At 39.0% G+C, this 20,300-nt stretch carries 20 protein-coding genes and 4 tRNA genes; 21 read left to right on the top strand and 3 right to left on the bottom strand.

Annotation, left to right across the window (positions count from 1 at the left end; translation table 11 throughout):
- Window positions 1–35: 35 nt before the first annotated feature.
- Window positions 36–680: a hypothetical protein gene (locus tag ACK1JC_RS15980; RefSeq protein ID WP_409512840.1), complete on the bottom strand. Its 645-nt coding sequence runs from the start codon at window positions 678–680 to the stop codon at window positions 36–38.
- A gap of 237 nt (window positions 681–917) precedes the next feature.
- Between ACK1JC_RS15980 and ACK1JC_RS15985 the strand changes: the two genes are divergently transcribed.
- A complete protein-coding gene (locus ACK1JC_RS15985; protein WP_409512841.1) occupies window positions 918–2,261 on the top strand; it encodes a TolC family outer membrane protein in 1,344 nt (447 codons plus the stop codon).
- A 101-nt stretch (window positions 2,262–2,362) separates the two neighbouring features.
- On the top strand, window positions 2,363–3,085 hold the full coding sequence (gene phoU / locus ACK1JC_RS15990; protein WP_409512842.1) for a phosphate signaling complex protein PhoU: 723 nt from the start codon (window positions 2,363–2,365) through the stop codon (window positions 3,083–3,085).
- A gap of 541 nt (window positions 3,086–3,626) precedes the next feature.
- Here phoU and ACK1JC_RS15995 read toward each other — a convergent pair.
- Together ACK1JC_RS15995 and argH are read right to left on the bottom strand one after the other, a co-directional pair.
- Window positions 3,627–3,896 (bottom strand): oxidative damage protection protein, encoded by a 270-nt coding sequence (locus ACK1JC_RS15995; protein ID WP_409512843.1) that lies wholly within the window; start codon window positions 3,894–3,896, stop codon window positions 3,627–3,629.
- 37 nt (window positions 3,897–3,933) lie between these two features.
- On the bottom strand, window positions 3,934–5,364 hold the full coding sequence (gene argH / locus ACK1JC_RS16000; protein ID WP_409512844.1) for an argininosuccinate lyase: 1,431 nt from the start codon (window positions 5,362–5,364) through the stop codon (window positions 3,934–3,936).
- On the opposite strand from argH, the gene ACK1JC_RS16005 reads away from it, so the two are divergent.
- The 19 genes from ACK1JC_RS16005 to ACK1JC_RS16095 all read left to right on the top strand — a co-directional run.
- Complete coding sequence (locus ACK1JC_RS16005) at window positions 5,355–6,509, top strand: sensor histidine kinase (protein WP_409512845.1); 1,155 nt, start codon at window positions 5,355–5,357, stop codon at window positions 6,507–6,509. The two genes, argH and ACK1JC_RS16005, sit on opposite strands and share 10 nt — an antisense overlap.
- Before the next feature lie 58 nt (window positions 6,510–6,567).
- On the top strand, window positions 6,568–7,305 hold the full coding sequence (locus tag ACK1JC_RS16010; RefSeq protein ID WP_409512846.1) for a LytR/AlgR family response regulator transcription factor: 738 nt from the start codon (window positions 6,568–6,570) through the stop codon (window positions 7,303–7,305).
- A gap of 101 nt (window positions 7,306–7,406) precedes the next feature.
- Window positions 7,407–8,339 carry a hydroxymethylbilane synthase gene (hemC, locus tag ACK1JC_RS16015; protein ID WP_409512857.1) on the top strand — a complete coding sequence of 311 codons (933 nt, stop codon included), beginning with the start codon at window positions 7,407–7,409 and terminating at the stop codon, window positions 8,337–8,339.
- 26 nt (window positions 8,340–8,365) lie between these two features.
- A complete protein-coding gene (locus tag ACK1JC_RS16020) occupies window positions 8,366–9,172 on the top strand; it encodes a uroporphyrinogen-III synthase (protein ID WP_409512847.1) in 807 nt (268 codons plus the stop codon).
- Window positions 9,169–9,996: a hypothetical protein gene (locus ACK1JC_RS16025; protein ID WP_409512848.1), complete on the top strand. Its 828-nt coding sequence runs from the start codon at window positions 9,169–9,171 to the stop codon at window positions 9,994–9,996. The genes ACK1JC_RS16020 and ACK1JC_RS16025 overlap by 4 nt, the downstream gene beginning before the upstream one ends.
- 4 nt (window positions 9,997–10,000) lie before the next feature.
- Window positions 10,001–11,194, top strand: coding sequence for a heme biosynthesis protein HemY (locus tag ACK1JC_RS16030; RefSeq protein ID WP_409512849.1), 1,194 nt, complete (start codon window positions 10,001–10,003; stop codon window positions 11,192–11,194).
- Window positions 11,195–11,202: 8 nt separating this feature from the next.
- Window positions 11,203–11,634, top strand: a complete 432-nt coding sequence (locus ACK1JC_RS16035) for an acyl-CoA thioesterase (protein ID WP_409512850.1) — start codon at window positions 11,203–11,205, stop codon at window positions 11,632–11,634.
- Between the two features lie 242 nt (window positions 11,635–11,876).
- On the top strand, window positions 11,877–12,200 hold the full coding sequence (locus ACK1JC_RS16040) for an H-NS family nucleoid-associated regulatory protein (protein WP_409512851.1): 324 nt from the start codon (window positions 11,877–11,879) through the stop codon (window positions 12,198–12,200).
- 164 nt (window positions 12,201–12,364) lie between these two features.
- On the top strand, window positions 12,365–13,108 hold the full coding sequence (gene gspN, locus ACK1JC_RS16045) for a type II secretion system protein N (RefSeq protein ID WP_409512852.1): 744 nt from the start codon (window positions 12,365–12,367) through the stop codon (window positions 13,106–13,108).
- Complete coding sequence (locus tag ACK1JC_RS16050; protein WP_409512853.1) at window positions 13,108–13,977, top strand: type II secretion system protein N; 870 nt, start codon at window positions 13,108–13,110, stop codon at window positions 13,975–13,977. Before gspN ends, ACK1JC_RS16050 begins: the two co-directional genes overlap by 1 nt.
- A 40-nt stretch (window positions 13,978–14,017) precedes the next feature.
- Complete coding sequence (gspD, locus tag ACK1JC_RS16055; RefSeq protein WP_409512854.1) at window positions 14,018–16,315, top strand: type II secretion system secretin GspD; 2,298 nt, start codon at window positions 14,018–14,020, stop codon at window positions 16,313–16,315.
- A 66-nt stretch (window positions 16,316–16,381) separates the two neighbouring features.
- Window positions 16,382–17,107 carry an FHA domain-containing protein gene (locus tag ACK1JC_RS16060; protein WP_409512855.1) on the top strand — a complete coding sequence of 242 codons (726 nt, stop codon included), beginning with the start codon at window positions 16,382–16,384 and terminating at the stop codon, window positions 17,105–17,107.
- A 75-nt stretch (window positions 17,108–17,182) separates the two neighbouring features.
- A complete protein-coding gene (locus ACK1JC_RS16065) occupies window positions 17,183–17,851 on the top strand; it encodes an HAD-IA family hydrolase (RefSeq protein ID WP_409512858.1) in 669 nt (222 codons plus the stop codon).
- A gap of 164 nt (window positions 17,852–18,015) precedes the next feature.
- Complete coding sequence (gene trpE, locus ACK1JC_RS16070) at window positions 18,016–19,509, top strand: anthranilate synthase component I (protein WP_409512856.1); 1,494 nt, start codon at window positions 18,016–18,018, stop codon at window positions 19,507–19,509.
- 97 nt (window positions 19,510–19,606) lie between these two features.
- Window positions 19,607–19,682 (top strand) — tRNA-Thr (locus ACK1JC_RS16075).
- A gap of 49 nt (window positions 19,683–19,731) precedes the next feature.
- Window positions 19,732–19,815, top strand: a tRNA-Tyr gene (locus ACK1JC_RS16080).
- Between the two features lie 35 nt (window positions 19,816–19,850).
- Window positions 19,851–19,926: transfer RNA gene (locus ACK1JC_RS16085), tRNA-Gly, on the top strand.
- 12 nt (window positions 19,927–19,938) lie between these two features.
- Window positions 19,939–20,013 (top strand) — tRNA-Thr (locus ACK1JC_RS16090).
- A 147-nt stretch (window positions 20,014–20,160) separates the two neighbouring features.
- Window positions 20,161–20,300: GTP-binding protein (locus ACK1JC_RS16095; protein WP_409512859.1), on the top strand; the 140-nt coding region annotated here is incomplete at its 3' end.

Below are 20,300 nucleotides of genomic sequence, written 5' to 3' on the forward strand. Positions count from 1 at the left end.
GTTTTCTCATGGGGGAAATTTAACAAATTATTTTTTCAATTGCTAAAAAAGAATGAAATTAATACTGGATAGGCTCTTAAAGGTTGTTCATTTTGATTTGCCATTTCAGTCAGAAAAATCTCTTCAGCTTGAGGTAAATCAGGTGCAAAGACTTTAGCAAAATACTGCGGATTTCTGCGATAGAACAGATGATTTTTCCCTGCATCCATGAGTTCAATATAGGCTTGTCCTTTATGGCGAATGAGATATTGATCACGGACATGTAATTGCTCAAAAAGACTCTGTTGGAGGGTTGGGTACTGTGATTCATTTTGTGCGTATTGTTCAAAAGCCTTTTGTTGTAATGCATTACGATCAACATGTAAAAATTGGCTGTACATTTGATCGGAAAGCTTTAAGAGTTCTTTTTGTTCTTTAAAACTAATCAATGGTAAACACATACGAATATCTTGGTTAATTTGTTCCAAGGCAAAAGTTGTACGTTGATCATTCATGTCTTGCATTTGTATTTTCAAATCTTGACAGATTTTACTAAGATCAGGAGCAGTATTCGCCTGCGATACAGTATGCTCATGTTCAAGTACAATTTCAGGCGGTGGTTTCTGGCAGGCAGAAAGCACCACAATCGAACTCAAGATCAGTACACGATAAGCACGTAAATGATGAAAGTTGAAAGTCATAGAACCATTAAGAAAAGATTTAAAAATAAAAATATGCTGTCTTTAGAAGAAGACAACGTTGAGGCTATATTTCTATTCTTGCTTAAATCGTGCTAAATAAATGAAATGAATTGTAGTTTTGTTGCAGAGATAGGTAAATGAGAGCAAATTTTTTGCATCAATCCCTATGTTACTGTGTGAAAAACGGATATGTCTAGCAATGGATATTTCCAAAGCCAAGCATTTGTGTAATCAAAAATGAATAAAACCTGTCTTTTTTTAAGTTTGATCGTTTTAAGTCCATTCAGTTATGCACTTGATTTAATGCAGGCAGTACAGCGTGCACAGGATAGTGATCCTGAGTGGCAAGCGCATCAATATCAGTATGAAGCAGACCAATTAAACTTGGGTATTGCACAAGGTGTTCTCATGCCGACGGTGACATTGTCAGGCAATATTACCCGTAAACATCAAGATATTGATGATGCTTCATTGGGTGGATTAGGCAATGGAAATGGTTCAGCAGATTTGATGACAGAAACATCAACAACACGTCAGTTGACCGTTACTGCAAGACAACCGCTTTTCCGTTGGGATGCATGGCAGGGCTATAAGCAAGTCAAAACTTCGGTACAACTGAGTGAAGTCACGTTGAATTTACAACGTCAACAACATCTACTTTCTGTATCAGATGCTTATTTTAATGTCCTGCGCCAACAAGCATTAACGATGACTCATGTCCAAGAAGAAAAAGCACTATCTGAACAATTGCAAATGATGAATGCCAAACTGCGTGAAGGTTTAGTAGCAAAAAGTGATGTCAGTGAAGCCAATGCACAATTTCAAAATGCTCGGGCTAATCGTATCGCGGGTGGTGTGCAGTTGATTTTAGCACAAGAACAATTAACGCAACTTATTGGTGTATACCAAGAAAATTTAGCAGTATTGCGTGATGACTTTCAGTATGAACAACCAATTCCTGCATCGCTTGATGAATGGCGGATACTTGCGCAAAGCCATAATTTAGATATTCAAAAAGCACGGTTAGCACAGCAGTATGCAAATGATCAGCGCCGTATTGATCAGGCTGCGAACTATCCACAAATTGAAGTAGTTGCAAGTTATGGCATAAACAAGCAATCGCCTGAAACCTTGATCAGTGGCAATGGTCAAGTTAATCAAATTGGCGTTGAAATGAATTTAAATTTATTTAATGGCGGGCGTACTCAAAAGACTATTCAGCAATCGACCATTAAAGTTAAAAAAGCCGATGCCGACTTGGATGCTGCTATTCGTAAGGCATCGATTGATGTGAAAAAACAGTATTTACAGATCGATACAGATCAATCCATATTAAAGGCTCGTTTAGCAGCAATGCAGTCGGCAGAAATCGTATCTAGAGCCTCACGTGCACAATATGATGAAGGACTGAAAAATATGGTCGATGTCTTGCTTGCGCAGCGCAATGCATTTTCAGCCAAGCAAGACTATGTCAATGCACAATATGACTATGTAATGAATGTTTTACGCTTAAAAGCAAGTGTTGGACAGTTAAATGATCAAGCGATTCAAGACTTAAATCAATGGTTAGTGATGAAATAATATAAATCCTGTATTTTGTCATTAAAGCTTCATAAATGGTGTGTTTAAATGTCGCCTAATATTTGTACCATTGCACATTTTTTGTCGCAGGAGAATCTATCTTGAGCCCAAGCAATCCTGTTTTAAGCCATCACATTTCATCTCAGTTCAATGAAGACTTACAAGACGTTAGTACTAAATTTATGACCATGGGTGGCTTGGTTGAACAACAGGTCGCCAATGCAATTCATGCTTTACTTGATACCAATGCAAATTTGGCAATTGATGTGCAATTTCAAGACAATGTGGTCAATCGTTATGAACGTGAAATTGATGAAGCACTGACCCTAATTTTGGCACGCCGTCATCCTGCCGCAATCGATTTACGTATGGTAATTGCGATGAGTAAAGCCAATACAGATTTAGAGCGTATTGGTGATGAAGCCTCAAAAATTGCCCGTATTGCGCAGAACTTGTGTGAAGAGGGTGAGTCACCTCGTGGTTATATGGAAACCCGTCATATTGGTAATCAGGTTCGTGTGATGATTCATGATGCACTCGATGCATTTGCACGTGCTGATGCAGAACAAGCATTAAAAGTGTTACTTGCCGATGCTGACATTGATCGTGAATATCAGTCAGCGACTCGTACACTCATGACTTATATGATTGAAGATCCACGTCATATTAGTCGTGTATTAAATGTGATGTGGGTACTACGTTCTTTAGAGCGTATTGGTGATCACGCACGTAATATCTCTGAACAGGTGATTTATCTTGCGAAAGGTTATGATGTACGTCATACCAGTGTTGAAGAAATTGAAGAAAAAGTTCAGAAAAAATAAGCTGTATTTAACTGATTGATTTGACCCACTTCGGTGGGTTTTATTTAATCTATCTTAAATGACAGACAAAAAAAATTCCTAGATTTTGGGGGAAACCTAGGAATAAAACTGAGAAACTCATTTATAAGGTATAAATGTCTAGTTCAACATATTTCACAAAACGCTTTGTACTATAATCAATCAATAACTTTGGAAATCAAGAACATTACAAGTTGCTAGGTGATAGATATAATATAGGCTTTGCTTATGTAAATTTCAGCATTATTATTGTGATGCTATGTAATATTCTGCATCTGTAGTGTTTATTTCGGCGAATTTAGATACAAATAGTTGCTTACATTTAAAATTAAACAGGCAATACAGAATCTTAATTTATTTTTAGTTTAAAAATGATAGATAAAATCTGCTTTTCAATAATAAATTTAAAGTGGTTTTACATTTTAAATTTAAAAACTGGAAGAGTATTTAACTGCTACAAAAAATGCCCCCAAATTGGGAGCATCTTTGATTTTAAATTCAAAATAGCCATTTTAAATTTAAATTATTCAGGTTTTAAACCTTCAGCTTTTTCTAAAGATTCATCATTACTCAAAAACTTCTCACGTTGTTCTTCAAGAAACTTTTTTGCATCGGCTTCAAACACATTTAAACGCTTTTCATTGATTAGCGTGGTTTGGTGTTTAAGCCATTCTTGCCAAGCTTGTTTAGATACGGTATCAAACAATTCTTGCCCCTTTGGACCTGGAAAAGGTGCAAAGTCTAAACCTTCCATTTCAGCCTGATATTTACGGCAAAAAACTTGTCGAGACATATCAATACTCCAAATTTAATTTAAATTTAATTTAAAATTAAGCGTAAAGCTTTTCTAAGCGTGTATATGCACGTGCAATTGCCGCTTCAACTTGAGCAGGCGCAGTACCACCAATGTGGTTACGTGCATTTACAGATGCTTCAAGTGTGAGGGCTTTTTCAAATACATCTGCTTGAATCAAGTCAGAGAATTGCTGAAGTTGCTCAAGTGTCAGCTCAGACAAATCTTTAGACTCAGCAACACCAAGCGCAACTGCTTTACCGACAATTTCATGTGCATCACGAAATGCCACGCCATTTTTAACAAGGTAATCTGCAAGGTCTGTCGCAGTCGAGAAACCACGAAGAGCAGCTTCACGCATGATTTCAATGTTTGGAACCAATGCAGGAATCATGTCAGCAAATGCCATGAGTGAACCACGAACGGTATCAATGGCATCAAATAATGGCTCTTTGTCTTCTTGGTTGTCTTTGTTGTATGCCAAAGGCTGACCTTTCATGAGTGTTAAAAGACTCATTAAATCACCATACACACGACCTGTCTTACCACGAATCAACTCAGGAACATCTGGGTTTTTCTTTTGTGGCATGATTGACGAGCCTGTACAGAAACGATCAGGAATATTCACAAATTTGAATTGTGCAGATGTCCATAAAATCATTTCTTCAGACATACGTGATAAATGCATCATGATTAGAGATGCGGCGGCATTGAATTCAATACCAAAATCACGGTCAGACACAGCATCGAGTGAGTTTTCACACACTGCTTCAAAACCTAAAAGTTGAGCAGTAAATTCACGTTCGATAGGGTAGGTTGTGCCTGCAAGTGCAGCAGAACCAAGTGGTAAGCGGTTAACACGTTTACGACAGTCAATTAAACGCTCAGAGTCACGTACTAGCATTTCAAACCAAGCCATGAGGTGATGACCAAAAGTCACAGGCTGAGCCGTTTGTAGATGCGTGAAACCAGGCATAATGGTGTTGGTGTGGTTTGCAGCGAGACCCAAAATACCTTTTTGTAATTTTTCGAGTAATTGCAAAATGGCATCGATTTCGTCGCGGACATAGAGGCGAATATCGGTTGCCACTTGGTCATTACGGCTACGTCCCGTATGAAGCTTTTTACCTGTAATGCCTATGCGTTGAGTCAAGCGAGATTCAATGTTCATGTGCACATCTTCAAGGTCGATGCGCCATTCAAAGTTGCCAGCTTCAATTTCAGCTTTGATGGTGTTTAAACCATTGATGATGTCATCACGTTCTTGGTTAGTCAGTACGCCAACTTTTGCAAGCATGGTTGCGTGTGCAATAGAGCCAGCAATATCTTGTTTATAAAAGCGTTGGTCAAATTGTACAGATGCTGTAAATTCAGCAACAAAGGCATCCGTAGCTTCGGAGAAACGACCGCCCCACATGCCTGAAGTTTGGGCTTGTGACGGATTAGAGGAATTAGAAGATGTGGTCATGTCGGCTCAATAAGATAAAAAGCGGTAGAACTGTCAGCAGTATAGCAAATTCAGACGAGCATGCTAAAAAACTGCAACAGGAATCTGCAGGAAATGGACAGGCGACCTTTCATCGTTCTTATTTTTTTTCAAAAATTGGACATTGGCAATATCTTGTCGAACTGTTTATGACGAGTAATGTATTGGCATTATTGATTGCACTTGCTGAGGCACAATCATGGTCAAATTTACAAGCCACGCATGTGCTTGGCTATGTGCTGTATATCAATTGGATTTTATTGGCATTTGCTGCATTGGTCGATTTTTTTCAAAATACGCTACAAAAACTCAGTACGGCTTGGAACTATGTGGGTAGTTTTTTTCTTTTACAAATGATTGTGCTACTGACCACTGTCATTTTAAATTTGTGCCATTATTTGGGTATGAGTTTATCTCTAAAAGGTTTGTCTTGGGGGGTGCTTGGGCAACATTTAACCTTACATTTGAGTTATGGCGTGTTAATCGGCGCATTTTGTTTACGCTATATTTATATGCGTGAACAATGGGTTATGCAACAAACGAGTGAGCTAAATGCAAGAATTCAAGCCATGCAAGCACGAATTCATCCGCATTTTCTGTTTAATAGCCTAAATAGTGTGGTGAGTTTAATCGGTATAGATCCCGATAAAGCCGAAGAAATGTTAATCGATTTATCACGCTTGTTTCGAGCGAGTTTACAAGAACTAAAGCTCGTGAGTTTAAAAGAAGAAATAGAATTATGTCAGCATTATCTTGCGATTGAACAGATTCGTCTCGGTGATCGCTTACAGGTAGAGTGGAATATGCCCACAGTTGCATTATTAACAGAGGCTCAAATTCCATTGCTCACATTGCAGCCGTTACTTGAAAATAGTATTTTTCATGGTGTTGAAAAAAAATTAAGCTGTGGTAGGGTTGGTATATTGGTCGAAATATTGCAAAATCAAGTCACTATAGTCATTACTAACCCGTTCATACAGGATAGAATAAGTTTAAGAGAAGGGCATGGTATTGCATTGGACAATGTAAAACAGCGGTTAAAAGCACATTTTGGTCATTCTGTACAATTTCGTCAGGTTGCGGGGCAAAATATGTTTACCACTGTGGTTCAATACCACTATAAATAAAAGAAGTCGAAAATTAACACATTAAAAAAATCATCGTTAATTGAGGTGAGGAGGAAGAATGGACATCCTGATTTGTGATGATGAGCCACTTGCTGTAGAACGCTTATCTCGATTGGTGACCCAATTGGGTCATGATGTTGTTGCAACGGCACAGCATGGTCAGCAAGCTTTACAGATGGTTCAACAATTTGAACCCGATGTCATTTTGCTAGATATTCAAATGCCAGAAATGGACGGTTTGACTTGTGCGCAACATTTGAGTCAATACAACCCGATGCCAGCCATTATTTTTTGTACTGCATACGATGAGCATGCGTTGCAGGCAATTCGTTCACAAGCAAAAGGATATTTGCTTAAACCTGTTGCAAAATCAGAATTACAAAGTGTTTTAGAAAGCGTCACTCAACTCACCCAGGCACAAGTGTCTAATATAGAAAAAAAAGAACTCATGGAAGAAAAAAATCAACGTCAGCAGATTGCTGCAAAAACTTATCGTGGACTTGAATTGATTCCGTTAGAAGATGTCTATTATTTTCTTGCAGATCAAAAATATGTCACGGTACGTCATCGTAATGGCAGTGTTTTGATTGACGAAACACTGAAAGATCTTGAAACAGAATTTGCCGATAAATTCATTCGTATTCATCGAAATGCGCTCATTTCTTTAAGCTTCTTGGATGGCTTAGAGCTCGTTGCAGCAGGGCAATACCAAGTGCGTTGCCGTGAGTTGAATGAAAAATTGGCAGTGAGTCGACGTCATTTACCCTTCCTTCGTGAGCGTATGCAAAACTTATAAATCATCGTATCTATGACTGTGTTATTGATAATTTTACTTGCATTTTTAAGCTATCAGGTTAATTTGAGTGGGTTAATAAAATCAACAGTGACCTGAAGATGATGAAAACTCTGAAAATTGCAACACGTCAAAGTCCGCTTGCACTTTGGCAGGCAGAACATATCCGTGAACGATTGGAAAGTTTACATATTGGTTTACAGGTGGAATTGGTGACTTTTGTCACTCAGGGTGACAAAATTTTAGATACACCTTTAGCAAAAATAGGTGGTAAAGGGCTTTTTGTTAAAGAACTAGAAGCGGCTTTACTTGATGGTCGTGCAGATTTAGCTGTACATTCAATGAAAGACGTTCCAATGGCACTGCCAGAAGGCTTAGAGCTTGCGGTGATTTGTGAACGTGAAGACCCTTTTGATGCCTTTGTTTCCAATAGCTATACTTCATTTGCTGAGTTACCACAGGGTGCAAAACTCGGTACTTCAAGTTTGCGCCGTAAATGCCAAATTTTAAAACAACGTCCCGATCTTGATGTTATTGATTTACGTGGCAATGTTGGCACACGTTTGTCTAAGTTAGATGCGGGTTTATATGATGCCATTATTTTGGCGAGTGCGGGTCTGAAGCGCTTGGGTCTAAATGAGCGTATTCGTCATAATTTAACTCCAGATATTAGTTTACCTGCGGTAGGACAAGGAGCTTTAGGGCTTGAGTGTCGCAGTGATGATCAGGAAGTTTTGAACTTGATTTTACCGTTGATGCATGCTGAAACAAATGCTTGTGTTCGTGCTGAACGTTCATTCAATGCTTATTTAGAAGGTGGTTGTCAGGTGCCTATTGCAGGCTATGCGACATTGACCGAGAAAGGTATTCATATGGAAGGTCGTGTCGGTAGTGTGGATGGTCTAACTTTGTTGAAAGCCGAAGTGAAGGGGCAGCCTGAAGAAGCCGAAGCACTTGGTATTGTACTTGCTCAAGAATTATTGACATTGGGTGCAGGAGCATTGCTAAAAGCATTGCATGACGATCAAAATAGTTAATGACCATTTTTGACATTCATTCAACTATGACGAATTCAGCTATAACGCTTTTTGTGAATACACGACCTGCTGATCGTGCACAACCATTAACGGCTGTACTGAGACAGAATGGTTATCAGGTTGTAGAGCTACCGTTATTGGAGCTACAAGCATGTCCGTATTCGTCAACGTTGGATATCTTGTTTAAACGGTTGCCTGAGGTGCAATGCATTGTCGTGGTGAGTCCGACTGCGGTTAGCATTGGCATGCAGTATTTACAACAAAGTGGGGTTCTTCTCGCACAGTTGCAACATATCCAATGGATTGCTGTTGGAAAAACTACAGCCGATTGTTTGGCAGAATATGGGATAGATGCTCTTATTCCTGAAGTTGAAACATCAGAAGGCATGTTGAGTTTGCCTTTATTTTCTGAGCAAAATGATTTAAACAAAATTGCTTTTTGGCGAGGTGAAGGTGGACGCCAATTTATGATGCAACAATGCCTTGATCGTCAAATTGAAGTAATCAATTTTGTGTTATATCAACGTGTATTGCCCGAGCAGAGTTGGCATGTTTTTCAACAGTTGGACGTTTGTTTTTCTCATTTGGGCCCAAACTTAAAAAAATGGGTGTGTATTAGTAGTGAGGCAAGTTGGAATAATTGGAAATTACTTTGTCAGCATGCTCCCGACGTTTTAAATCAGATGCATTATTTGGTTTTAGGTCAGCGTTTAAGTGAAATTTTGCAATTAGATCGAAAACAACAACAATTTTGTTTTAAAATCACTCAAATTGAGTGTTTAAATCCTGCGCATATTGTTCAAACCTTAGCGGAATATGAAAGAAAATCATGAAAAAATTTGTCTATTTGATTTTAGTATTGGCATTGGCGTGGCTAATAAAAATTAGCTATGACATGTATGTCATGAATCAGCAATTGGACAGTATTCAAAATGATTTACATCAAAGTGAGCAAAAAAATGCAACTTTGACAGATCAGCTTGTGGCATTGAAACGTGGAGTAGATTCAAGTTCAGCCACATCCGCACCTACAACACAGACAGCATTAGTTCAAACGGGTTTAAGTCCGATTATTTTGATTAAACAACGCTTAGAACTGGTACAGTTTGCGCTACAACAGCAACAGTTTGTGTATGCCGTTGAAAAGCTCAATGAGCTTGATTATGCCATTGAGCAGTATGCTTTGGCTGAAACATTAAAGCAGAGTTTACATCAAACTATTGCACAAGATAAGACCAGTATTCAGCAATTTACCGTCGCTAAAAACCAACAACTTGAAAAGTTTGACGATGCTTTATTGCAATTGGATCATCAGTTGATGATACAAGTGGACAATACACAACTTAAACCGACTCAACAACCCGTAGCACATTTTTGGCAAAATTGGTTCAGTGTACAAAGTGTCAAACAACCTGAGGTTGAGTTGGTGAATCGCAGAATGATTTTAAAAGAAGTCCAAATTCGTATTTTGTCAGCACAGCAATCTTTGTCGCATGGGCAAATGAAAGATTATCAACAAATGCTCGATTTTGCGATTCAACAGCTCGATACTTTACCTGATGCTGATAGTCAAAAAATCAAACAACAAGTTATTCAACTCAAACAACTACCAATTCTTCTTTCTCCTAAACTCAACAGCCTTGCGGTTATGGGTTAATCCAATGAAGCACATTTTTCAGATTTATGCCTTACTTGGTTTATTGACCATCGCAGCAATGAGTGTATTCAGTTACGGTGCAGGGGCTGGTTACGTCTATGTACTTTGGCATGATGTGCAAGTACAAACCAACTTGTGGGTTGTGGTGTTTTTTGCACTATTGGTTAGTTTTTTATTGCAAATGCTGTGGCTGTGGCTAAAGCGTTTCATGGTTAAGATGAAACGTCAGCAGGACAATATACTGAGTTTTAATCAATTACATCCGTATGAACAGTTGGGTGTGATTTGGATGCTACAGGGTGCAGAAGAGCAACAGGGTTTTATCAAGCAGACCTTTGATCAGTCAGGATTGCTCAAACATATTATTGATGCTCGTTTATTGATTCAACAAGGACAATATACTGAAGCATTGAAAGTGTTGGAAAGCAGTCCAGCGATGGCTTTTGAATTGGCAGAAATTGAACGTGTTGAAATTTTTCTTGCACAAAATGATGGTGCTCAAGCCCTGACACATTTAGAGTTTTTGAGTGCGCATGATCTTTCGCCGTGGTTAGCTCGAATTGGACAGACATTTACGCAACGACTCAGTGTTTTGTGGGGTGATTTTGCAGTGCGTTTTCCATGGTTGTATTTGGATGCAACACAGTCAGTAATATTGACAACGGAAACGCAGGTATTATGGTTAACGCAGTTACTTGCTCAATTTGAACAGGCAGATGCAGAGCATATTTTACATTTGCAACAGCGCTATGAAATTGAAGCACAGAATTTAAATGCTTTGGCTTATCCTGTTAAAAAAATGTGGTTAAAACTACTTACCCATCTCCCTGATTTAAGTCAGCAGCATGACGATTTAGCTTTGTATTTATTGGCAGAGCAGTTTGATCAAGACGTTTTTTATTTATGGTTTCAACATCAACTATTAAAACAGAATCCAAATTATATGGCTGTTGAACAACAGTTGAATCAGTTTGAAGTTCAATATCCAGGTATTCCTGTATTTACATTTGTGCGTTGGCATATTTACACTGCAACTGAGCGAATGGAAGAAGCAAATCAATTATTAGATTTATATCCTGATAATATATTGATGAACTATTTAAGAGTGAAAGCTGCATTAAATGGTAATGAAAGTCTGATTCAACAACTAAACTCTATTTATGAGAAAGACACAAATTTTATTGCATTTAAATTATGAGAAATATAATGAATATTTTGGCTGATTATCCTGTTATTTTTGAACAGAAAATTGCTTGGGGAGATATGGATGCATTTGGGCATGTTAATAATGTCATGTATTACCGTTATATGGAAAGTGCGCGTATTTGGTATTTCGATCAACTTGATATTTTTAGTTATGATGTAAATACTGTAGTTGCATCAAATCAGTGCAAATATTTAAAACCTATTTTTTATCCTGATGTATTACATATAGGGGTACGTGTTGAAGAATTGCGTAATAGTGCAATGCGTATGAGCTATGCTTTATATAGTACACAGCAAAATGATATAGTGGCTCTAGGTGAAGCAGTTGTGGTTTTTGTCGATAAAGTTGAAATGAAAAAGACATTAATGCCACAAATCATTCGAGAGAAAATAATCGCACTTGAAAATACTATTCAACATCATTTAAATTAAAGTTGTTATATTTAAAAAGTTAATTTTAATAGGTAAAATTTTATATTTTATATAATGTAGTTGTCGTATAAATGATTGTGTTTTTATTTTAGTCAGAATAAATTGCTGATATGGTGATACATAAGAATAACTATTTTGTTTATTTGTGTTGTAGCGACGCATATAAATATTGCTTATTTACCCTATTAAAAATATTATAATTTTGAAATTATTATTAAATCGCTATTCTCGGAGTATATGTAATGCCAGATATCAGTAACCTTTCTGTTGAAGAACTTCGTCGTTTGACAGCAGAGGCGGAAGCTTTAATAGAGTCTAAAAAAGATCAAGAAATTGAAGATGCATATAATAATATTATTAACATTGCTGAATCGGTTGGATATAGTCTTGAACAATTGATTGAATACGGTGCGCAAAAACGTAAAAAAACAACACGCAAAGCAGTAGAGCCACGCTATCGCAATACAAGTAATCCTGCTGAAACATGGACAGGTCGTGGTAAAAAACCACGTTGGTTAGTTGCTCAAATTGAAAAAGGCGCAAAACTTGAAGATTTCTTGATCTGATGGTCTGCTAAAGTTCATGATTGAATTTTAAAATTTTAAAAACCGAGTGAATACTCGGTTTTTTTTGCGCATTGAATTGGCGATTTGCAAAAACTATGCATAATGTCTATTCAGAGAGGTGTCATCTCGCATGGAAGAATAAATGAATAAGTTGGTGCAGTTGGATGAATAATAAATCAAAGCAAATGAGGTGGTGGATTCTTGGATTCATTTCTTTGGTCATTTTTATTTTTCTACAAATTCCTGCAACATGGCTTATTTCTAAATTTTATAAAGATAATCAAAGCCTGCAAAATGTCAGTGGCAATATTTGGATTGGTCAAGCCGATTGGCAAAAAGGCAATTTACGTGGCACAGTTTCATGGCGCACTCGTCCTTTAGATTTTATTTTACTTCGTGCCGCAGCCAATGTTGAAATCCATAGTGGACAGACACAACTACAAGGTGTGGTGGGGTATGGCTTGGGTAAAAATATTATTATTAAAAATATCACGGGACAGATTGCTCCCGATACGCTGAAAAATGTGGTCAATTGGCAATGGCCTGCAAATGCCATTCAGCTTAAAGATATTCAATTTAAAATGAATAAAGACAAAGGCTTTAGCGATGTTGATGGGCAGTTGCAATGGGCAGGTGGTGAATTGCAATATACAATGGGACAGCGTCAAGATCGTATGAGTGTGCCTTCATTGAACGGTATATTTAAAGATGAAAATACAAAATTAATCATAGATTTACAAGATGCACGTGGACAAAAAATGGCAAATATTGTGCTTGATCAGGGCATGATGCTCGATGTGCAATTGACACAACGCCTATTGCTTAATGTTCCATCGTATGATGGTAAAGCAGGTTTGGATACCTATGTTATTAGTACGCGTCAGCCTTTAATTCAGGGTGGATTCTAATGGTAGATTTTCGTGAAAATTTTGAAAATTTATCACTCAAAAAGATTGATCGTCTCGCGCCTATTGTTTTATTGCTTCTGATTCTTGCACTTTGTTGGAAGCTTGCATCCATGTTTTGGTGGGTGGTCGCACCACCACAAGTGATGCAACCGAGCTCGGTCAGTCCTGGTTCTCAGCAACAACAAATTCCAAATATTTCAGGCTTTGCATTATTTTATGAGCAAGGTGCAAGTACGTCGAGTGCAAATGATAGCTTACCAATGCAGTTGCAAGGTGTAGTCGTATCTACGCCTGCAAGATATTCTTCGGCTGTGATCAAAACGGGTGATGTTGCAGATCGTATTGTGGTTGGACAAATGATTGGTGATAGCTCGTATCAATTGGCAGAAGTGTATTGGGATCGAGTCATTCTAAAGCAAAGTAATGGCGCAACGAAAGAATTGAAATTTAACGGTTTAGAGACACTGAATCAGCCAATAGAAGCATTGGAGGGTGGAAATGCAGGCGTTTCGAACTCATCAACTTCAGGTTCACCAATATCGGTTGCACCATTGAGTAATTCAAGTTCTGATCAAAATGTTTTGGGTCAAGCCATTCAAAAAATGAATGAAGACCGTGAACAATATATGAAAAATATGGGTGTCAATGCAGGAAGTGGTCAGGGTTACGAAGTGACTGATCAGACACCATCAGCATTAAAAACTAAACTCGGTTTAAGGGCTGGAGATCGTATTCTGTCGTTAAACGGGCAGCCAGTCGGGCAGGGGCAAAGCGATGTACAGTTGCTTGAACAAGCCAAAAGGGAAGGCAAAGTAAAAATTGAAATTAAACGTGGTGATCAGGTGATGACCATTCAGCAAAGTTTATAAGTGACTGTAGCTGTAAATAAATTAGGAAAGATAATAAGTTATGGCTTTTTCAAATCATAATCGACCACTTTGGGCGTTGGTCGCGGCGGCACCCCTGTTGGCAACTGTGAGTACAGTGGCTCAGGCGCAGACATGGAAAATTAATCTGCGTGACGCTGATCTGACTGCATTTATTAATGAAGTCGCAGACATTACAGGAAAAAACTTTGCAGTTGATCCACGTGTACGTGGCAATGTCACAGTCATTTCTAATAAAGCGCTAAATAAGGATGAAGTTTACGATCTTTTTCTTGGGGTCTTAAATGTCAATGGTGTAGTTGCTATACCTTCAGGTAATACTATTCGCTTAGTCCCTGATAGTAATGTAAAAAATTCAGGTGTACCCTATGATTCAAGTCGAAATGCGCGTGGTGATCAAGTGGTTACCCGTGTCATTTGGCTTGAAAATACCAACCCAAATGATTTGATTCCTGCACTTCGCCCATTGATGCCTCAGTTTGCTCATTTGGCAGCCATTCAAGGAACAAATGCATTAATTGTTTCAGATCGTGCAAGCAATATTTATCAACTTGAAACCATTGTGCGTAACTTAGATGGCACGGGTCAAAATGACATTGAGGCGATTCCATTACAACACAGTCAAGCTGAAGAAATTATTGAACAGTTGAGTGCGATGAGTGCAACAGGTGCATCGAAAGATTTTGCAGGTTCGCGTGTACGTGTAGTTGCTGATGCGCGAACCAATCGTATTATGATTAAAGGTGATACGAGTACACGTAAACGTCTACGCTCCATGATTGAAATGTTGGATGTGCCTTCTGCAGATCGTTTAGGTGGTTTAAAAGTCTTTAAGCTGAAATATGCGAGTGCGAAAAATCTATCTGAAATTTTACAAGGACTTGTTACAGGGCAGGCAGTCAATTCAAGTTCAAATGGTTCTTCAAATAGCAATAGCTCAAATAGTAATAATAACTTAATGAATTCTGGTTCAGGGAATAGTACGTCTTCAAATAGTGGTAGTAGTACGAGCTCATCTATTAACTTGAACAGTAACTCGAACAATAATAACCAAAATAATGTAACGAGTTTTAATGCGAATGGTGTCAGTATTATTGCTGATGGTGCCCAAAATGCATTGGTGGTGAAAGCTGAACCACAACTTATGCGTGAAATTGAGGCAGCAATTCAACAGCTTGATGTGCGCCGTCAACAAGTACTTATTGAAGCGACCATTATTGAAGTGTCAGGTAATGATGCTGATCAGTTGGGTGTGCAGTGGGCGCTTGGTGATCTAAGTAGTGGTGTGGGTTTAATTAATTTTGACAATATTGGTTCAAGCTTATCTAAACTCGCAGCAGGCTATTTGGTTGGTGGTGCAGCTGGTTTGGGTAGCGCAATGGGAACGGGTACATCGCTCATCTTGGGTGACTATAAAGAAGGTGCTGATGGTTCTCGTAAATTATATGGGGCATTGATTCAAGCATTAAAGTCAAATACCAAATCTAACTTGTTGTCTACACCGTCTATTTTGACTATGGATAATGAAGAAGCCTATATTGTTGTTGGTGAAAACGTACCCTTTGTGACGGGTTCGGTAACGACTAATGGTGGTACAGCTAATCCTTATACGTCTATTGAACGTAAAGATGTCGGTGTCACGCTGAAAGTTATTCCTCATATTGGTGAGGGTGGTTCTATTCGTCTGGAAGTAGAGCAGGAGGTTTCTGCAGTTGCAGATAGTAAGGGGCAAGCCTCGGATTTGGTGACAAGTAAACGTGCCATAAAAACCTCAGTGCTTGCAGATCATGGGCAAACGATTGTTTTGGGTGGTTTAATTTCTGATGATGTTTCGCAGAGTCGTCAGTCCGTTCCTCTTTTAGGTGATATTCCAGGTCTAGGCCGTTTATTTCGTTCAGATGGGAAAAGTAGTATAAAACGTAATTTACTTGTTTTTATTCATCCAACTATTGTGGGTGATAGCAAAGATGTACGTAAATTGGCTCAAGATCGTTATAGTCAACTTTATAGTCTACAATTGGCAATGGATACCGAGGGTAATTTTGCCAAATTACCTGAAAATGTTGAAGATATAAATCAACAAAGATTGCCACTAACATCGCCTGTCAATTCAACTTTGCAAAACATGCAACCACAAAACGCTCAGCCACAAAGTTACCAACAAGTACCATCAGGTGGTGTATCACCCGTAAATACGCAAAGTAGTGTAGTGACAACTCCTGTAGCAATTGAACCTGCCATTCAACGTACAGAATCTCGTACAGAAACAGAAAGAACGAAAAATACGGTAACGACGACAACCGTTCGCCCTAAATCTTAACGGGTACATTCAGGAAATATGAATGTGCGTGTTAATATAAATTGAAATTAGATTGGGAATATTGACATGGCTTGGAAACTAGAAGCGGCAGATGATCAGGCGCAAAGTGTAATTGTAGATCGTGACATGCTTGTGGGACGCCATCAGGATGCAGATGTGGTATTACAAGCTGCGGATGTATCACGCCGTCACGCAGGATTATCGCTCAAAGATAATGCTTTGTGGGTACAAGACCTTAATTCTTCCAATGGTACATTTGTGAATGATGTGCGTATTGCGGTAGAAACCGAAGTTAAAAATGGCGATAGTCTAAGTTTTGCAAGTGTGCAGTACACAGCTCAAGTTGCTGTTGTTGAGGTCGTACAGCCGATTGTAGCTGAAGAAGTTATTATTGAGTCTGAAAAAGTGGTTGTTCCTGAGATGGTTGAGCCAGAAATTACAAAATCTGAAAAAGTAATTGAACCAGCGCAAACTGAGACTCAGGACGTTTCTGAACCTGTGGCACCTACAGCGGCACAGCAAATGAATACACAAGGTATGCCAAGCCTTGCAGATCGTGCGACAGAAACGACATTACATGCTAATGGTATGCCTGTGAATGTCGGAGTGCCAAAGCCTGCACCAATTCCTAGCAATGTTGATATACATGCCCGTGTAGAAGAAGCACCAATGGAAATTCCTGCAGCTTGTGTTGAGCAAGAGCAAGACGCGCAGAAAAATGTTCAAGTTGGATTGATCTCTATTATTGTTTTGGTTGTACTTGCAATTATTGCATGGCTATTCTTTAAGTAAGTCTTGAACGATTGCGGTACACTCTAGGCATGCAATCGCATGCCTTTTGTCTTTTTTAGAAGCGAGTAAAATATGATAGATGTGGCAAAACTAGATCAACGAGACCTTCTATTATTTGATTTAGATGGGACGCTTGTAGATTCAGCTTATGACCTATATCGTGCAATGAATTTAAGCTTGGAGCGTTTGCAATTACCGACCGTGACAGAGCAACAGGTTCGTGTATGGATTGGTAAGGGTACGTCCTTATTTTGTGAAAGCACATTAAAATATTTAAAAGGCGAGATCGATCCTGTATTGCATCAACAATTACTCGATACTTTTCTTGAAATTTATAATGCCGATCCTTGTGTTGATACGCGTCCATTTGATGGCATTCTTGAGTTTTTAGAGTGGGGGATACAAAACCATAAAAAGCTTATTTGTGTCACTAATAAACCCGAGCAACCTGCACGTAAAATACTTGAAGTACTTAAAATGGATCATTACTTTGTTGATGTGATTGGTGGTGATCGTTTTGAAGTGCGCAAGCCGCATCCTAAGCCATTACTGTATTGTGTAGAGCATTATCAAAGTAATGTAGAAAAGACATTAATGATTGGTGATTCAAGCAATGATGTGGAGGCAGCAAGACGGGCAGAGGTCGATTGTGTTGTGGTGAGCTATGGTTATAATCATGGTGAAGATATTCGCTTATGTCAGCCACAGCAGGTGGTTGATAATTTAACCGAGTTGTTGGTATAAGCCGATTCTTAGGCAAAACCGCAATTTAAAACGTAGCAAAAAAGAATGAGTTCGATACTTAATATAGAAGGGTGAGGAATGAATACACAAACCGTTTTTCGATGGCGTTGCTGAAAGAAACTTTATTTCAGCTATAAATCCAATCGAAAAAGAGAAAATTCCTCATGACCACTTTAAATCAATTTGAACAACTCACTACCGCTGGCTATAACTTGATTCCCGTGTACCGTCAGCGTCTTGCTGATACAGACACACCTCTTTCTGTATTTGCACGCTTAAAAGCACATAAACAAGCATATTTATTTGAATCTGTCGAAGGTGGGGAAAATTGGGCACGCTATTCAATTATTGGACTAGGTGAGTCAACCGTATTTTCCTGTAATGATGGGGTGCTTACCGTACAGTCGCCTGATGGTGCATTACAAACAGAATCATGTAGTGATCCTTTTCAATACATTCGCGATTATTTGGCGCAGTTTAAAGTGCCTTCTGTGGCGCAGTTACCTGCATTGCCAGGCTTCACAGGAGGACTCGTTGGTTACTTTGGTTATGACTCAGTGCGTTATATCGAGCCACGTTTAAATAACATGCCAGAAGCAGATCCTGTGGGCTTACCTGATATTTGGATGATGCTGTCTAAGACGGTCATTGTTTTTGATAACTTGAAAGATACATTATTTTTAGTTGTTCACGCCGATGTGAATGATGCCGATGCTTATCAGAAAGCACAAAAGCAACTCGATGATTTAGAAGTCTTACTTGCAACGCCTGTGAGCTTACAAGCGAAAAAACATACTGCGCCACATTTTGAATCCTTAACAGGCGAAGACAAATACTTAGCGTCTATTGAAAAAGTAAAAGAATACATCCGTGCAGGGGATGTGATGCAAGTTGTTCCTGGGCATCGTATGGTGTCAGATTTCGATGGCGATGCTTTACAGGTTTATCGTGCACTGCGTCATCTCAATCCATCGCCGTATCTATTCCTTGTGCAAGGTGTAACGCTTAACGATGGTAAACCATTCCATGTGGTTGGTTCGTCACCTGAAATTTTATCTCGTCTTGAAAATGGCATAGCCACAGTACGTCCATTAGCAGGTACTCGACCACGTGGAAAGACTCGTGAAGAGGATTTAGCACTTGAGCAAGACCTATTGTCCGATGAAAAAGAAATTGCAGAACATTTAATGTTGATCGATTTAGGTCGAAATGATGTTGGACGTATTGCAAAAATTGGCAAAGTGCAAGTGACTGACCAAATGGTGATCGAACGTTATTCGCATGTTATGCATATTGTGTCCAATGTACAGGGTGAAGTTTTAGATGATGTTGATGCTTTGGATGTTTTTAAAGCAACTTTCCCCGCAGGGACACTTTCAGGTGCACCAAAAATTCGTGCGATGGAAATTATTGATGAAGTTGAACCAGTAAAACGAGGAATTTTTGGTGGTGCTGTTGGTTATTTAGGCTGGCATGGTGAAATGGATATGTCGATTGCGATTCGAACCTGCGTAATTCGTGAAAATAAAGTCTATGTTCAGGCGGGAGCGGGCATTGTTGCGGACTCAAATCCAGCTTCAGAGTGGCAAGAAACGCAAATAAAAGCTCGCGCAGTGATCAAAGCGGTTGAATTATCATCAAATGGTTTGATTTTATGACTTTTTCACGTTTTTTTTGAAAAAAACACTTGCAAGGTTTTTCTTTTTTGCTAAACTGCACACCGTTCCGATACGAAACGTACGAAACAAAAGAAACGCCGGCATAGCTCAGTTGGTAGAGCAACTGACTTGTAATCAGTAGGTCCACAGTTCGAATCCGTGTGCCGGCACCATCTTAAGTTTTGAAGTGAAGTAAAAGAACAACACTGAAGTAAGTGTAAAGGTGAGATTCCCGAGCGGTCAAAGGGAGCAGACTGTAACTCTGCCACGAAAGTTTCGAAGGTTCGAATCCTTCTCTCACCACCATTAACTTAGATTGAAGTTGTTGATACCAACATTAAGCGGGAGTAGCTCAGTTGGTAGAGCGGTAGCCTTCCAAGCTACATGTCGCGAGTTCGACCCTCGTCTCCCGCTCCATTCTAAGTCTATGCTCTTATAGCTCAGTGGTAGAGCACTCCCTTGGTAAGGGAGAGGTCTCGAGTTCAAATCTCGATAAGAGCTCCAGATATACAGTTTAAGCGATTATTCGCACAGTTTTCCAAAAGCAGGCTTATTAGTCTGCTTTTTAAGTATCAGGTGTCTGGTTTTTTTCAGGCGATTGTCGAAACTGAGTTGTTTTGACCCGTGTTCGACGTAAACGAGGATGATTTCATGGCTAAGGCTAAGTTTGAACGTAATAAGCCACACGTAAACGTGGGCACAATCGGTCACGTTGACCATGGTAAAACAACTTTAACAGCTGCAATTGCAACTGTTTGTGCTAAACAGTTCGGTGGCGAAGCGAAAGATTA

The organism is Acinetobacter sp. TY2, assembly GCF_046269225.1.
In the GTDB taxonomy this organism is placed as follows: domain Bacteria; phylum Pseudomonadota; class Gammaproteobacteria; order Pseudomonadales; family Moraxellaceae; genus Acinetobacter.